The following is a 15,996-nucleotide window of genomic DNA, read 5'->3' on the forward strand; positions in this document are numbered from 1 at the left end:
GTAAAAAAATTAATTATTTAGCCTTATTTTTTATATATTTGTCGATATTTTCAGCAGCTTTTTTACCAGCTCCCATTGCAAGAATTACAGTAGCAGCACCACTTACTGCATCTCCTCCTGCAAAAACTCCATCCTTACTTGTCATTGTAGAATCATCAATTATAATTCCACCCCAAGATTCGGTGTTTATATCATCATTTGTTTGTTTGATAAGTGGATTTGGAGATTGACCAATTGAAACTATTACAGAATCAAAATCTACTTCTTCATATTTTCCAGTAGGAACAGGACGTCTTCTTCCAGATTGATCTTCTTCTCCCAATTCCATAACTTCAAGTTTAACTTTTTTAACCCAACCATTTTCTCCTTCAATTTCTACAGGATTGTGGAGGTTCATAAAGTTAATTCCTTCTTCTTTGGCGTGGTGACTTTCTTCAGCTCTTGCTGGCATTTCTTCAAAACTTCTTCTATAAACAACAGTTACATCAGCGCCCATTCTTTTTGCACTTCTTGCTGCATCCATTGCCACGTTTCCACCACCAACTACACAAACTTTTTTACCTATATGAACTGGTGTGTCATATTCTGGGAACTTATAAGCTTTCATCAAATTCATTCTTGTTAAAAACTCATTTGCTGAATAAACTCCATTTAAATTTTCTCCTTCAATTCCCAAGAATTTTGGAAGACCTGCACCAGTTGAAACATAAACTGCTTCAAAACCTTCTTCAAACAATTCATTTATTGTTTTTGTTCTTCCAATTATTGTATTTCTTTGAAGTTTTACACCAAGACCTATTACATTTTTCAATTCTTTTTGAACTAAAGTTTTTGGCAACCTAAATTCTGGAATACCATACATCAAAACTCCACCTGCTGTGTGGAAAGCTTCAAACATTACAACTTCATAACCTAATTTTGCAAGGTCAGCTGCACAAGAAAGTCCAGAAGGACCAGAACCAACAACGGCAACTTTTTTATTTTGTCCAGTAACTTCAACAGGTTTTTTATAATCCTTGTTCATGTTATAATCTGCAACAAATCTTTCAAGTCTACCAATTCCTACTGGCTCACCATTTTTTCCTCTTGTACAAACTCCTTCACATTGGTTTTCTTGTGGACAAACCCTACCACAAATTGCTGGAAGGTTATTTGTTGATGAAATTATTTCATAGGCTTTTTCCAAATCACCTTCTACAACTTGGTGAATAAATTCTGGAATTCTTACAGAAACTGGACAACCATTAACACATGGTTTATTTTTACATTGAACGCATCTTTGAGCTTCCTCTTGGGCCATTTTTAAATCATAACCAAGAGCTACCTCGTCAAAATTTTTGTTTCTAACATTTGGATCTTGCTCAGGCATACCAACCTTTTCTTTACTCATATTAAATTTTGCCATTTCTCATATCTCCTGTTAGTCTACAAATGTGTTCTCTTTCTTCTTGTTGGTAATTTCTTCCCCTGTTCATGGCTTCATCAAAATCAACTTCAAAAGCATCAAAATCTGGTCCATCAACACAGGCAAATTTCATTTCGCCTCCAACAGTAATTCTACAACAACCACACATACCAGTTCCATCAACCATAATTGAGTTTAAAGAAACTATAGTTGGTATATCATATTCTTTTGTTACAAGGGCAGTATTTTTCATCATAATCATTGGACCTATGGCTAAAACTAGGTCGTATTTTTTTCCGTTTTCAAGATTTTCTTTTAAAACTTCAGTAACAAATCCTTGTTTACCATAAGATCCATCGTCGGTTGTAATGTATAAATTGTCTGAAGATTCTTTTAATTCATCTTCAAGAATTACTATGTCTTTATTTTTAAAGCCCATGATTACATCTGTATGAGCTCCAATTTTATGTAAATATTTTGCTTGAGGATAGGCAATAGCTGTTCCCAAACCTCCACCAATTACACAAACATTTTTTCCTTTATATTGATCAAGTTCTGTTGGTTTTCCCAAAGGACCAACAAAATCCAAAAATCCGTCGCCTGCTTTTAATTCATTCATTCTTATAGTAGTTCCACCAACTATTTGAACAATAATTGTTACGTTTTCTTCGTCAGTTTCAGAAATTGTAAAAGGAACTCTTTCACCTTTTTCATCTATTCGTAAAATTATAAATTGACCAGGCTTAGCTCTTTTTGCAATTTCTGGCGAATTTACAACAAATTTAATGGTTGAATCATTAAGATTTGTTTTTTCAATTATTCTTGCCATATATCCTCCTATTTATATCTTCATTAATATTTTAACAATTACAAAGAAAAAATCAAGTGACTAAGTTTAAATTAATAGTAAAATACTATAGTATAAATAAAAAGGGGGAGAAATGGAAAAAAGAACTTATTCTGACAAAGAATTAATCAAAAAATTTATTCCTTATTACAAGGATTACAAAAATATTTTGGCTATAGATTTATTTTCTGCATTTTTGACGACTGTTTGTGAATTGATTTTACCAATTATTTTATCAAGTTTAACAGACCATGCAGCAAATTCTAGCCTGACTTATTCAATTATTTTAAAACTTACATTAATATATACTCTTACAAAACTTGTAGAAGTTGCCGGAAGATATGTAATGCAATCTTACGGCCATATAATGGGAGCTCACATTGAAAAAGATATGAGAAGGGATATTTTCAAACATTTTTTGACAATGTCCACAGCTTTTTTCAATGAAACAAAAATTGGACAACTTATGAGTAGGATGACGACAGATCTTTTCGATATAACAGAATTTTCCCACCACTGTCCAGAAGAATTTTTTATTGGTTTTATAAAACTTTCAATATCCTTTGTAGTTTTGATGACAATAAATATTCCTTTGACTCTTGTTTTGTATATAATTATTCCACTTATGGTTTATGCAGCAAGAATAAAAAGAAGAGCTTTTTCAAGATCTGTAAAAAGTGAAAAGAAACAAATTGGAGAAATAAATTCAAGTATTGAAGATTCTCTTTTGGGAATAGATGTAGTTAAATCTTTTGCCAATGAAAATTTAGAAAAAAAGAAATTTAAAAAAGGAAACGACAAATTTGTTGATATCAAAAAAGTAAAATATTACAATATGGCATCCTACAATATGATTAACCAATTATTTGCTGGAAGTATGTATGCAGTTTTGATAATTATGGGTGGAAATTTTGTAATAAAAGGAAAGATAAGCCCTGGAGATTTGGTAGCCTTTGTTTTATATTTAAATATAATTATTGCAACTGTAAATAGACTTGTAGAATTTACTGACCAATATCAAAAAGGAATTACAGGAATTGAAAGATTTAATGAAGTAATTAATATGAAATCTGATATTTTGGATAAGAAAGATGCAAAAAAACTTACAGATGTTAAGGGAAAAATTTCCTTTGATCATGCTTATTTTAAATATCCTGACCAAGACGAAAAAGATCCATGGATTTTGGAAGATATTAATTTTGATATAAGTATTGGAGAAAATGTAGCCCTAGTTGGTCCATCTGGAGCAGGAAAATCTACAATTACAAAACTTATTCCAAGATTTTATGAATTAAATAAGGGAAAAATTTTAATTGATGATAAGGATATAAATGATTTGACCTTGGATTCTTTGAGAAATAATATTGGAATTGTCCAACAAGATGTTTATCTTTTTGGAGCAAGTATCAAAGATAATATTTTATACGGAAAAGAAGGTGCAAGTGATGAAGAAATTATTAAGGCGAGTAAACTTGCAGGAGCCTATGATTTTATAATGGAACTTCCTGATGGATTTGATACCTATGTTGGAGAAAGAGGAGTAAAACTTTCAGGGGGACAAAAACAAAGAATATCTATTGCAAGAGTATTTTTGAAAAATCCTCCAATTTTAATTTTGGATGAAGCAACTTCATCTTTGGATAATACAAGTGAGGCTATAGTTCAAGATTCTTTGGAAAAATTATCCAAGGGAAGAACAACTTTAACAATTGCCCACAGACTTTCTACAATTATAAATGCAGATTCAATTTTAGTTTTAACAGAAGATGGAATTGTTGAAAGAGGATCTCACAAAGACTTACTTGATAAAAAAGGAATTTATTATAAGCTTTATAATTCTAATAATGAGGAGCTTTTTGGTTAGTAGACATATAAAAATAACTTGGGTATAATCATGATAGATTGGAGAAAAAAACGTGAAAAAAATATTTGGAAAATTTATCCACGGACTAGCAAGCGTATTAAATTCTATATTTAATTTTTTAATAAATATTTTAAATGCAATAGTTACAGTCTTTGAAGGTTTAAGCCAAGTTATAATGCTAATTGGATGCTCAGTAATATTTGCACTGCCTTTGTTTTTTATAGCTATACCGCCTGAACTTTTTACTGTTTTTTTGATAATTGCAATAGTTCCATTTCTAGGCAAATCATTTATTTCCCTTTTAAGATATGGAAATTATACTTTGATAGAATGGATGTATGACAAAGCTGATAGCCTAATTCTAGGTGAGAAAAAAGGCTTTGATAACTTATCAGATTATGCAAAAAAATATAAGCTAGACCAAGAAAGAGAAAGAAGAAGACAGGCTGAAGAAGAAAGACAAAGAAGACAAGAAGAAATGAATCAAAGATTTGAGGAATTTTTTCAAGGTTTTAATTTTTCAGGATTTGATTTTGACGAAAGAAATTTTAATGGGGGATATAATTCGGGATCCTACCAAAATGGTGGTTTTGTAAATGACCTTGGTTTTAAGGGAAAATATCAAAAAGCATGTGATACTTTGGGAGTAGGATATACAAGCGATCAATATGAAATAAAGCTTGCCTATAGAAAACTTGCCAAAAAATATCATCCTGATATAAGCACAGATCCTGACGCAACAGAAAAATTTCAAAAAATAAATGATGCCTACGAATTTCTTTCTTTAGATAATATTAATAAATACAAAAATATGTAAAATTTTTCAAAGTAACTTTCCTTCAATTTTGGAAAGTTACTTTTGTATTAGAAAAGGAAGAGATATGAAATACAGGGAAGATGATATAAATAAATTGCTTGAAATTACATCAAGAGCAGGAGCTATGATGTTAAAAAATGGAGCAGAAATTTATAGGGTTGAAGATACAGTTGAAAGAATAATTAGGTCTATTTATGAAGCAAGCGATATAGATGTTTTTGCAACTTTTAATGCTCTTATGTATTCTTTTAATGTTGATGGAAAGACCTATGCAAATGTTAAGAGAGTAAAAAACAGGGGAAATAATTTGATAGTGGTTGATAAGGTTAATTCATTTTCAAGAAAATTTTGCAATCATGAATTTAGCCTTGATGAGGCCTTAAAAGAACTTGATAAAATTAAAAAAACTTCCAAGGCGGATGTTAAATTAAAAATCATTGGAGCAACCCTTGCTTCAACTGCATTTCCAATGATAGTTAATTCAAAAACACCAAATCTTTTGGATTTGCCAGTAACCTTTGTAGTTTCACTTTTAACATATCTTGTATTTATTAGGATTGAAAAAAAAATGTATGGTTATTTTATAGAAAATTTTGCAGCTGGAATTATGGTTTCACTTTTTGCCCACATAATTGGAAAATTTATAGGTGGATTTAATATGGCAAATGTAATTATTTCATCAATGATGCCCTATGTTCCTGGATTTTTGCTAACAAATTCTATAAGAGATTTGATGAGTGGCGATTCGACAAGTGGCCTAACGGGTCTTGCCATGTCATTTTTCGTATCCCTTGCCCTTGCAATTGGAGTTGCCTTTCCAATGACATTATTTTAAGGAGGAAATATGCATTACATATTGGGATTTATATTTTCATATTTATCAGCAGTAGGATTTGCCTTGTTTTTTTCCTGTTCTAAAAGATCAATTGGACTATCATCTCTTGCAGGAGCTTTAGGCTTTTTAGTTTTTATGTTAGTTAAAGATTTTTATGGTGGATTATTTTTTCCAGTTCTTGTTGGATCATATTTGACTGGAATTTTGGGAGAAATATTTGCAAGAAAATGTCATATGCCAGCAATTTTATTTATAGTCCCAGGCATGATAAATCTTGTACCAGGAAAGGGAATATATAATACCTTATTTTATTTTATAGATGGACAAAAATCTCTTGCCCTTGTAACCTTATTTGATACCATGGCAGTAGCTTCAGCAATTTCATTTGGAATTTTACTAGCATCTGTATTATCAAAATCATTAATGAGTTTTAAATTTAGAAAACCGAGCAAAAAATATGATTGGAGAAAGAAAAAATGAAAAAAATATATTTAGCAGGCGGATGTTTTTGGGGAGTTGAGGCATATTTAAAAGATATAAAAGGAGTAGAAGAAACTTTAGTTGGATATGCAAATGGAAATAGTGAAAAAACAACTTATGAAAATTTATACCTAACAGACCATGCTGAAACTGTAGAAATAACCTACGATGGTAAAGAAGAATCACTAAAAAGAATTTTGGAATATTTTTATTATATTATTGATCCATTTTCAATAAATAAGCAAGGAAATGATATTGGTCTTCAATATAGGAGTGGAATCTTTTCAAAAGATGAAAAAGATTTAGAATTTGCAAGAAAATTTTTAGAAGAAAAACAAAAAAATGAAGATAGAAAAATTCAAATTAAAGTAGAAAAATTAGAAAATTTTGTAAAAGCAGAAGATTATCATCAAAAATATTTAGAAAAAAATCCAAATGGCTATTGCCACATTGATTTGTTAGATAAACCAAATCTAGATTAAACTAGGTTCAGAGCGTAGACAACCCCTCAAGCACGAATATCGGACTTCAAAAATTGTTGATTTCTAAATTCCAAAATTCTAAAAACGCAAACTCGCTAACGCTCAAACAGTGCGTTTTTTTGACGAATTTTAAAATTTGAAATCAAATCAATTTTTTCCGTATGATATTCTTAGCATGAGGATTTGTATACTTTATCAACAGTCTGAACCTAAATTAAACTAGGTTTTTTCTTTTTGGAAAACTTATAAAAAATATAAGAAAAATCAAAAATTGATTTTTCAAAACTTTGTAATACAATCCTTGTAGAAGAAAATATTCTATGTTATTATACTCAAAGGAGAGGATAATATGGATCTTATTGATGAAAATAATTTAACTCAAAATCAAAAAAATTTGTTGGATTTAAAAATTCGTCTTATCAAGGCCGAGTATGAATTAAATTTTTATTTGACTGGATATGAAAATCTTAGTCAATTTTATGATGATAAGGAAAAACTTGATAGGATTTTTGTTGATTCTTATGTTTCATTGAGAGATCATAACCTTTATGATTTTGTTGAAAAAATAGATAGAATTAAAGAAAGTGATTTTTTCTATAAAACTGACGACAGGAAAATTCAAAATTTTCTCAAAAGTTTAGAAGATATTAAAAATTTAGATGATGATGAGATTATAAAACAAAAGTATAGAATAAAAAACAGAATTCGCAAGATGGAAATGGCGGCAAGTGAGATTGAATATGTTTTGCTTGGCTCTTTGCCAAGGAATTATTATAGTTAGGAGTTTATATGGCAATAAAATATGATATAGTAGAAAATTTGGGAGTTCTTTCAACAAATGCAAAGGGATGGACAAAGGAATTAAATCTTGTTTCTTGGAACGATAGGGATCCTAAATATGATTTGAGAGATTGGAATGAAGATCATACAAGAATGAGCAAGGGAATTACTTTTACAAAGGAAGAAGCTGAAGTTTTAAAAGAAATTTTAAAAGAAGAATTTGACGACTAAGACCTAAATTTTTAGGTCTTTTATAAATTATAAGGAAATTTTGATGATATATTTTGATTATGCAGCTACATCAATAAAAAGAAAAGAGATTTTGAAAGATATTTTTGAAAACATGGAAAATTTTGATGGGAATCCTGATTCTTTGCATGCCTTGGGAAGGGCTGGAAAAAAAGTTTTGGAAGATTCTAGGGTAGAAATTGCAAAATCTATTAATGCAAATCCAAATCATATAATTTTTACTTCATCTGCAAGTGAGGCTAATAATACAATTTTGTCAAATTTCAAAGATGATTTAGTAATAACTTCAAAAATCGAGCATGATTCTATTTTAAATACTGTTAATAAGGAAAAAACAATTTTTCTTGATGTTGATGAGTATGGATATTTTTCTCTTGATGAATTGAAAGAAAAACTTACAGATGATGTAAAATTAGTTTCTTTGATGTTTGTAAATAATGAAATAGGGGCAATTGAGCCAGTTTATGAAATTGGAGAATTTTTAAAAGACAAAAATGTATTTTTTCATGTAGATTGCGTTCAAGCTTATTCTCATGTTGATATTGATGTAGAAAAACTTCATTGCAATTCTCTTTCTCTTTCAGGGCACAAAATTGGTGGAATAAATTCTTTCGGTGTTCTTTATTGTAATAAAAAAATAAATCCACTCATTAAAGGAGGGGAGCAAGAAAAAGATAGGCGTGCTGGAACTTCTTTTACCATGGGAGCATATTCAATGGCAAAATCTTTCCCAAAAGCTATTGGTGAAAGAGAAAAAATTAAAGAATTAAAATCTTATTTTGTAAACAAATTAGAAGAATCAAATTTCTTATATGAAATAAATGGAAGTTTGGAAAATTCAACTGATCATATATTAAATTTATATTTTCCAAAGGTAAGAAATGAGCTTCTTCTTACATATTTGGACATGAATGGAATTTGCATTTCTGTTGGTTCTGCTTGTAGGGCAGGAAGTGTGGAAGCAAGTAATGTTATAAAAAATATGTACGATGAAGATAGGGCAAGACATTCTGTAAGATTTTCTTTTGGTTTTACAAATACAAAAGAAGATATTGACTATACATTTGAAGTTTTGAAAAAATTAAGGGGGATAGATGGAAAAGAAAGATAAAAAAGATATAAAAGTTATAGTTGGTGTAAGTGGTGGAGTTGACTCATCTGTTGCTGCCCTCTTATTAAAAAAAGAAGGCTATGATGTAAGCGGAATTTTTATGAAAAACTGGGACGAAGAAGATGAAAATGGAGTTTGTACTGCAGAAGTTGATTATGAAGATGCTGTCAAAGTTTGCAATCAAATAGGAATTCCATACTATTCCATAAATTTTGAAAAAGAATATTATGATAGGGTATTTTCATATTTTCTTGATGAATATAAAAAGGGAAGAACTCCAAATCCTGATATAATGTGTAATAAGGAAATAAAATTTAAGGCCTTTTTGGACTATGCAAAAGATTTGGGAGCAGATTATCTTGCAACAGGTCATTATGCAAGAGTTGATAGGGAAGATGGCGAAACCAAAATGCTAAGAGGTCTTGATTCAAACAAAGACCAAACCTATTTTTTATCTCAATTATCCCAAGATCAAATAAAGGATGTTTTATTTCCAGTAGGAGATTTGGATAAAAAAGAAGTAAGAAAAATTGCCAAAGAAAATAATTTGGCAACAGCCGATAAAAAAGATTCAACAGGAATTTGTTTTATAGGAGAAAGAAATTTCAACGAATTTTTATCCCACTATCTTCCAGCAAAAGAAGGAAATATTGTTGATACCGATGGAAATATTATGGGAAAACACTATGGTTTAATGTATCACACAATTGGTCAAAGAAGAGGACTTGGAATTGGTGGAGAAGGAGAAGCTTGGTTTGTTTGTGGAAAAGATTTAGAAAAAAACGAACTTATAGTTTGCCAAGGAAAAAATAATGAAAAATTATTTTCAAATAGACTAATAGGATCAAATTTATCATCAATTTCAGCTAAGGGACTAAAAAAAGAATTTGATTGCACCTGTAAATTCAGATACAGGCAAAAAGATATAAGATCTCATGTGAAAATTTTAGATGACGGAAAAGTTGAAATCACTTACGATAAAACAAAGGCCGTAACCCCAGGTCAAGCCGCAGTTTTTTATGATGGAGAAGTCTGCTTGGGTTCTTGCATTATAGATGAAGTTTATAATGGAGAAAAAAGATTAAAAGTTTAATAGAATTAATGTGCTCTTGCAAAGTTTTTATTTTTGCAAGAGTTTTTTTATTTGAAAATTTTAAAATAATCCTACTTTGTATATATTTTTACGTAATGCTATAATTTAAGTATGAAAATTAAAGCAAATAAAGAAATTAGAATTGATAAATATCTTTCAGATATATTTGAAGAAATTCCTAGAGAAAAAGTGAAAGATTTTATCAAGGATGAAAAAATAAAAGTAAATAATAAAAAAATAAAACCTTCCTACAAATTAATTTTAGAAGATGAAATAGAAATTTCTGACCAATTATTTGAAAAAGCAAAAATTGAAGCTGAAGATATGAATTTAAAAATAATTTATGAAAATGAAGATTTTGCAATTATTGACAAGGATAAAAATGTAATTGTCCATCCAGCAGGTTCAATTGTAAGTGGAACTTTGGTCAACGGACTTTTGGATCATTTTGGCTATGATAATTTATCTCATATAGGAGGTGATGATAGGCCAGGAATTGTTCACAGACTTGATAAGGATACAACGGGTCTTATGGTAATTGCAAAAAGCAATTCTTCTTACAAATATTTGAAAAATCTTTTTGAAAAAAGAAAAGTTGACAAGGAATATTTGGCAATTTGTAATGGGATTTTCCAAAAAAAATCTGGAACTATTCATACTTTTATGGACCGTGATCCAAATAATCGCAGAAAAATGGCAGTTAGAAATTCTGGTCGTGATGCAATTAGTAAATATGAGGTTATTTCAGAAAATAATGGCTATTCCTTGGTTAAAATAAAAATTTTAACTGGAAGAACCCACCAAATTAGGGTTCACATGACTCACATTAATCATCCACTTTTGGGAGATCCTGTTTATGGGAATGTAAAACACAAATTTAATTTGGACCACCAACTACTTCATTGCCACAAATTAGGATTTAAAGATAAAGATGGTCTTTATAGAGAATTTTGTGCAGAAGTTCATAAAGATTTTAAAAAATATCAAAAAATTTTGGGTTTAGGAGAATAAAATGTATTCAAAAACAAATACAGTAAGTCTTTTGGGACTTGATGGAAAAGCGATTGAAGTCGAATCTGATATAACTTCAGGCATGCCAGCTTTTAATATTGTAGGTCTTCCCGATTCATCTATAAAAGAATCCAAAGATAGGATTAGGGTTGCTCTGATAAATTCTGGTTTCAAATTTCCCCAAGGAAGAATAACCATAAATTTATCTCCGGCAGATATAAAAAAAGAAGGAACTCAACTAGACTTACCAATTGCAATTTCTCTTTTAAAAAGTATGGGAGTAATTGAAAATTCAAAAGATGATTTTATTTTTATAGGGGAGCTTTCACTTGATGGAAGAATTGTCCCAGTAAAAGGTGCCCTTGCCATGGTAATTTCTATGAGAGAAAAGGGCTTTAAAAATTTTATAATTTCAAATGAAAATAAAGATGAATGTGCAATAATAAAAGACTGTAATATTTTTCCATTTTTAAATTTAGAAGAATTAGTTTCATACCTTAACGAAAACACCAAAAAATCTCCTTACAAAATAAAATTATCAAATACAAGTGAAAATATTACATATCCTTTTGATTTTTCTGATATAAAAGGTCAAGACTCATTAAAAAGAGCCCTAGAAATTGCAGCTGCTGGTGGTCATAATTTATTGATGATTGGACCTCCTGGAAGCGGAAAAACTTTTTCTGCCAAACATTTGCCATCAATTTTACCAGATATGGATTTTGAAGAAAAAATTGAAGTTACAAAAATTTATTCAGTGATGGGACTTCTTGAAAGTGGAAAATTGATAAATAATAGGCCATTTAGGTCTCCCCACCACTCAGCAAGCGAGGTTTCTTTGATTGGAGGAGGGGCAAATATTCCAAAGGCAGGAGAAATTACTCTCGCCCATAAAGGAGTTTTATTTTTGGATGAATTTCCAGAATTTTCCAAAAAAACCATAGAAGCTTTGAGAGAGCCTTTGGAAAATAAGGAAATAAATATTTCAAGATCAATGGCAAGTATAAAATATCCGTCTGATTTTATTTTAATTGCTGCCATGAATCCATGTCCTTGTGGAAATTTTGGAAATCCTTTAAAAGAATGCACTTGCACTCAAAATGAAATAAGAAGATACTTGTCAAAATTATCTTCTCCAATTCTTGATAGGATTGATATTCACATAGAAATAAAACCTGTAAAATACAAAGATTTGGATGATAATATCAAAACAAAATCTTCAAAAGAAATGAGAGAAGAAGTTCAAAGGGCAAGAGAAATTCAAATAAAAAGATACGAAAATGAAGAGATTTCTACAAATGGAGCCCTTTCAACAAGACTTATGAAAAAATATATAAAACTTGATAAAAATGTAAAGGAAATCGGACAAAAGGCTTTCGATAAATATAATTTTTCTGTAAGATCTTACAATAAAATTATTAAAATGGCTAGGACAATTGCAGATCTTGATGGAAGCGAAAAAATCGAAGCAAAACATCTTCTTGAAGCTGTTAGATATAGGTCTTTGGATGATAAATATTGGAGTGTGTGATGGATAATAATTTGATAAATTCAAATATAGATTTGTATATAAATGGGCTTATAGAAAAAGCTTTAAAATTAAATGCAAGTGATATACACATTGAGCCTATGGATGAAAATTTTTCAAGAATTAGATTTAGAATTGACGGCAAACTTAGAGTTATAACTGAGATGGATTATTCCTCTTATATTAAACTTTTGACAAGAATTAAATTATCTTCTAAATTAGATATTTCAGAAAAAAGAAGACCTCAAGACGGATATTTGAAATTAGATAAATTTCCCCACATTGATTTTAGAATTTCAACTTTAAACACAATTGTTGGCGAAAAATTAGTTCTTAGGATTTTATCAATTGAAAATTTTAAAAAATCTCAGAATTTATTGGGTTTTTCCGATGATTCAAAAAAAATTTTGGAAAATGCAATTAAAAATAAATCTGGAATGATAATTTTTTCTGGACCCACTGGCTCTGGAAAATCTACTTCCCTTTATTCTTTATTAAATAAGTTAAATGATGAAAATAGAAATATTATTAGCATAGAAAATCCAGTAGAAATAAATATTTTGGGTATAAATCAAATTTCAATTAATGAAAAAATAGGTCTAACTTTTCAAAGTGCACTTAGGTCAATTTTGAGGCAAGATCCAGATATTATTATGCTTGGGGAAATCAGAGATAATGAAACTGCAAAAATGGCAGTAAGAGCTGCTATAACTGGGCATTTAGTTTTAACAACTTTACATACTAACGATAGTTTTGCATCAATAAATAGACTTCGTGATTTGTCAGTTGAAGATTATTTGATAAAACAATCCGTAAATACCCTTGCAAGCCAAAGACTTGTAAGAAAACTTTGCTCATGCAAGAAAAAAAGAAAAATTTCAAAAAAAGAATATAATTTTGTAAAAAATTATTTTGATATAGACGAAGAAACTTATATTTACGATCCAGGATCTTGTGAAAAATGTCACGATGGATATCTAGGCAGAGAAGCTGTTGAAGAAATTGTAGATTTTGATGATGATTACAAAAATCTTTTCTTTGAAAATAAAAATTTCAGCAAAAATGATTTAGAATTATTGAATAAAGAAAAAAATTTTAAGTCTATGACTTACAATGGATTAAAAAAAGTTTTAGATGGGGTCACAAGCTTTGAAGAAATTTTAGATTCAATTTATTATTTTAATTAAACAAATCGAAAAAATTAATATAGCCTCCACCTTTTGGTGGGGGCTATATTAATTTTTACTACTGGAATAAAACTTCTATTTATTCTTTAAAAATATTGGAAAAAATTAATTTTATATCAGTATAAAAATATTGACTAATTAATAGACTAAATTTATAATGTACATAAATGGAGATATATTTATAGACTATTAAAATTGGAGGGAATTATGAAACAAATTTCACTGTTTAATACGGAAGAAAATAAAAATAATTTACAGAGGATTAATGATGGTACAAGTCAAAAATTTATAGAAAATAAATATAAAATATATCACACAAGATTTTTGGAAACTAGTTATGAGACTTTAGAGAATTTATTTAGTGGATACGATGAAATAAGGGCTATAACATACTCATATAATATTAAATTTATAAGTAAAATTATAAATATGTTCGAATACGGAGAGCTTATACTTGGTGGAAGATTTATGGTCAGAAGAGATAGCGAGCTACACAAATTAAGGTCAGAAGCTTATTTATTAGCCGAAAATATGACTTTATCAGAACTTGCTGCTGACTATGTTAGGAAGGAAAAAGATTTGGTAAAAAGAATTGGGGATGGATCTTTGTCGATAAGATCTCCTAAATACATAATAGACCATAGGAAATTCTATCTACTAAAATCTAATCAAGGGAAAACTAGAGTAATAATAAGTTCTGCAAATATGTCAAGTGGCGCATGGTCTGGAAATCAAATTGAAACATATGAAATAGATGATACAATAAATGCTTATTATGCTTATTTAGAAGATTTTGAAACAGCTTGGAGTTTGGCAGATGATATACCTGAAGAGGTAGTGGCATCTTCAAAAAAGGATGATCCAGAAAAAGATATACCAATAATTAAAAAAGCTATAAAAACACAAAAAACTATATTATTAGAAAAACCAGCTGAGAATGAAGAATTTTATGATCATATAAAATATACTTTAGATGCAGATAAAATAATGGAAAAGAATAAAATCTTGGTAAATAATATAAAGGCAAATTCTAAAAAAGGTTTTATTGAAATAGTTCCAGATTTAATTAAAAAGATAAGCGTAAACTCTAGGAAAATTAAAAGAAAAAAATTAGATATTAAAGAAATTCAAACAGATTATCCTAAGCTAACTTTTGATTATAATAATGGAAAAGTATTTTTAAATGATAAAGTTATAGATTTAAATCCAAAAAAAGAAGATGTAAAAAAAGATATAGAGCTCTTATTTGAAACGATGGATAATTACAAAAAAGATTTTATAGGAGATGTAGATAAACTTAGAGATTCACATTATAAACTTTTAAATATAATGTTTTCATCGCCTTTTAATGCAAAACTAAGATGTGTCGCAGATATTAAAAATATTCCTACTTCAAGTCTTCCTTTATTTACATTGATAGCTTCGTCATCATCTAATACAGGAAAAACTTTTATGACAGAGTTGATATTAAAATTAATGACAAATATGAACTTAAAGCACTTTTCAACTAAAGAAGTTTCAACTGCAAAAATTGGTATGATTCAAGAAACATATAAGGGTCTACCAATATTTGTAGATGAAATTGATGGACATTACTATGGAAGACTTAAAGAAAAAATAAAAAATAGTAAGCAATGTGAAAATAGGCAAATAGAAGAACAAGCACTTTTTATTTTCGCAAGCAATGAAATATGTGATCCTGGAGAACCTGAAAGAAAAAGAATGCCGTTTCTTAAATATAATTCGGGTCTAAAAAAAGATATTGATCCTGTAGCATATGATGGTATAAGTAAAAATATTAAGTCAAGAGCAACAAATGCACTCTATAGAGAATATTTAAGAATTATGATAGAAGAAGTTAATGGGATTATCGATTATATGATAGGTTCGAATGATATAGCAGATGATTATTATCCAGATATTATTAAAATATCTTCAAATGTTTTAATACAAATATTTAAAGAGCATAATTTTGATTTGCCTGATTATGTAAGAGAGCTAAACTGGAATGAAGATTTTTCTTACCATGCAAAATATATTTCACAAGATGCTATAGAAGAAATAAGAAATCTATGGGAAAGTGATCCTAACTGTTTTATAATAAAAACAAACATTGTAATAATTAAGTTTGGATCAGATAAAACTTCTAAGAAAATTTTAGAGAGTTGGACCAATTCTTTACCAGGGGAATTTGAATGTAAGTACTCATGTAATAGAGAAATGTCAAAAGTAAAAATTAATAGAAAAGAACTTGAAAATGCATTAGGATTTAAATTTAATAAGTTAGTGAAGTTTTTTAGGAGGTAA

15 protein-coding genes are annotated in these 15,996 nt (G+C 29.1%); 13 read left to right on the forward strand and 2 right to left on the reverse strand.

Annotation, left to right across the window (positions count from 1 at the left end):
- Positions 1–13 precede the first annotated feature (13 nt).
- Both gltA and L6653_RS01010 read right to left on the reverse strand, forming a co-directional pair.
- The gene (gene gltA, locus L6653_RS01005; protein ID WP_236785024.1) at positions 14–1,405 is read right to left on the reverse strand and encodes an NADPH-dependent glutamate synthase; all 1,392 of its coding nucleotides are present in this window, start codon (positions 1,403–1,405) and stop codon (positions 14–16) included.
- A complete protein-coding gene (locus tag L6653_RS01010; protein ID WP_236785025.1) occupies positions 1,392–2,234 on the reverse strand; it encodes a sulfide/dihydroorotate dehydrogenase-like FAD/NAD-binding protein in 843 nt (280 codons plus the stop codon). Before L6653_RS01010 ends, gltA begins: the two co-directional genes overlap by 14 nt.
- Before the next feature lie 112 nt (positions 2,235–2,346).
- Here L6653_RS01010 and L6653_RS01015 point away from each other — a divergent pair, with 112 nt between their 5' ends.
- The 13 genes from L6653_RS01015 (at position 2,347) to L6653_RS01075 (ending at position 15,996) form a co-directional block, all read left to right on the forward strand.
- Positions 2,347–4,116: an ABC transporter ATP-binding protein gene (locus L6653_RS01015; RefSeq protein WP_236785027.1), complete on the forward strand. Its 1,770-nt coding sequence runs from the start codon at positions 2,347–2,349 to the stop codon at positions 4,114–4,116.
- Positions 4,117–4,168: 52 nt separating this feature from the next.
- Positions 4,169–4,933: a DnaJ domain-containing protein gene (locus L6653_RS01020; protein WP_236785029.1), complete on the forward strand. Its 765-nt coding sequence runs from the start codon at positions 4,169–4,171 to the stop codon at positions 4,931–4,933.
- 64 nt (positions 4,934–4,997) lie between these two features.
- Positions 4,998–5,768: a threonine/serine exporter family protein gene (locus tag L6653_RS01025; protein WP_236785030.1), complete on the forward strand. Its 771-nt coding sequence runs from the start codon at positions 4,998–5,000 to the stop codon at positions 5,766–5,768.
- A gap of 9 nt (positions 5,769–5,777) precedes the next feature.
- A complete protein-coding gene (locus tag L6653_RS01030) occupies positions 5,778–6,248 on the forward strand; it encodes a threonine/serine exporter family protein (RefSeq protein ID WP_236785032.1) in 471 nt (156 codons plus the stop codon).
- Positions 6,245–6,730, forward strand: coding sequence for a peptide-methionine (S)-S-oxide reductase MsrA (msrA, locus tag L6653_RS01035; protein WP_236785034.1), 486 nt, complete (start codon positions 6,245–6,247; stop codon positions 6,728–6,730). The genes L6653_RS01030 and msrA overlap by 4 nt, the downstream gene beginning before the upstream one ends.
- Before the next feature lie 349 nt (positions 6,731–7,079).
- On the forward strand, positions 7,080–7,511 hold the full coding sequence (locus L6653_RS01040) for a hypothetical protein (protein ID WP_236785036.1): 432 nt from the start codon (positions 7,080–7,082) through the stop codon (positions 7,509–7,511).
- A gap of 8 nt (positions 7,512–7,519) precedes the next feature.
- Positions 7,520–7,741, forward strand: coding sequence for a YdbC family protein (locus tag L6653_RS01045; RefSeq protein WP_004838352.1), 222 nt, complete (start codon positions 7,520–7,522; stop codon positions 7,739–7,741).
- 43 nt (positions 7,742–7,784) lie between these two features.
- Positions 7,785–8,870, forward strand: a complete 1,086-nt coding sequence (locus L6653_RS01050; RefSeq protein WP_236785038.1) for a cysteine desulfurase family protein — start codon at positions 7,785–7,787, stop codon at positions 8,868–8,870.
- The gene (mnmA, locus tag L6653_RS01055) at positions 8,854–9,963 is read left to right on the forward strand and encodes a tRNA 2-thiouridine(34) synthase MnmA (RefSeq protein ID WP_236785040.1); all 1,110 of its coding nucleotides are present in this window, start codon (positions 8,854–8,856) and stop codon (positions 9,961–9,963) included. Before L6653_RS01050 ends, mnmA begins: the two co-directional genes overlap by 17 nt.
- A 111-nt stretch (positions 9,964–10,074) precedes the next feature.
- Complete coding sequence (locus L6653_RS01060) at positions 10,075–10,974, forward strand: RluA family pseudouridine synthase (protein WP_236785042.1); 900 nt, start codon at positions 10,075–10,077, stop codon at positions 10,972–10,974.
- A 1-nt stretch (position 10,975) separates the two neighbouring features.
- Positions 10,976–12,505, forward strand: coding sequence for a YifB family Mg chelatase-like AAA ATPase (locus tag L6653_RS01065; protein WP_236785044.1), 1,530 nt, complete (start codon positions 10,976–10,978; stop codon positions 12,503–12,505).
- Entirely contained in the window at positions 12,505–13,689 is a 1,185-nt protein-coding gene (locus L6653_RS01070; protein WP_236785046.1) for a GspE/PulE family protein, read from the forward strand. The genes L6653_RS01065 and L6653_RS01070 overlap by 1 nt, the downstream gene beginning before the upstream one ends.
- Before the next feature lie 207 nt (positions 13,690–13,896).
- A complete protein-coding gene (locus L6653_RS01075) occupies positions 13,897–15,996 on the forward strand; it encodes an Aq_aa27 family P-loop NTPase (RefSeq protein ID WP_236785047.1) in 2,100 nt (699 codons plus the stop codon).

It is taken from the genome of Anaerococcus ihuae (genome assembly GCF_928368155.1).
In the GTDB taxonomy this organism is placed as follows: Bacteria; Bacillota; Clostridia; order Tissierellales; family Peptoniphilaceae; genus Anaerococcus; species Anaerococcus ihuae.

Coding starts and splice junctions, on each gene's coding strand:
- gltA (WP_236785024.1), bottom strand. CDS start 1,405: ATGGCAAAATTTAATATGAGTAAAGAAAAGGTTGGTATGCCTGAGCAA.
- L6653_RS01010 (WP_236785025.1), bottom strand. CDS start 2,234: ATGGCAAGAATAATTGAAAAAACAAATCTTAATGATTCAACCATTAAA.
- L6653_RS01015 (WP_236785027.1), top strand. CDS start 2,347: ATGGAAAAAAGAACTTATTCTGACAAAGAATTAATCAAAAAATTTATT.
- L6653_RS01025 (WP_236785030.1), top strand. CDS start 4,998: ATGAAATACAGGGAAGATGATATAAATAAATTGCTTGAAATTACATCA.
- L6653_RS01030 (WP_236785032.1), top strand. CDS start 5,778: ATGCATTACATATTGGGATTTATATTTTCATATTTATCAGCAGTAGGA.
- msrA (WP_236785034.1), top strand. CDS start 6,245: ATGAAAAAAATATATTTAGCAGGCGGATGTTTTTGGGGAGTTGAGGCA.
- L6653_RS01040 (WP_236785036.1), top strand. CDS start 7,080: ATGGATCTTATTGATGAAAATAATTTAACTCAAAATCAAAAAAATTTG.
- L6653_RS01045 (WP_004838352.1), top strand. CDS start 7,520: ATGGCAATAAAATATGATATAGTAGAAAATTTGGGAGTTCTTTCAACA.
- L6653_RS01050 (WP_236785038.1), top strand. CDS start 7,785: ATGATATATTTTGATTATGCAGCTACATCAATAAAAAGAAAAGAGATT.
- mnmA (WP_236785040.1), top strand. CDS start 8,854: ATGGAAAAGAAAGATAAAAAAGATATAAAAGTTATAGTTGGTGTAAGT.
- L6653_RS01060 (WP_236785042.1), top strand. CDS start 10,075: ATGAAAATTAAAGCAAATAAAGAAATTAGAATTGATAAATATCTTTCA.
- L6653_RS01065 (WP_236785044.1), top strand. CDS start 10,976: ATGTATTCAAAAACAAATACAGTAAGTCTTTTGGGACTTGATGGAAAA.
- L6653_RS01070 (WP_236785046.1), top strand. CDS start 12,505: ATGGATAATAATTTGATAAATTCAAATATAGATTTGTATATAAATGGG.
- L6653_RS01075 (WP_236785047.1), top strand. CDS start 13,897: ATGAAACAAATTTCACTGTTTAATACGGAAGAAAATAAAAATAATTTA.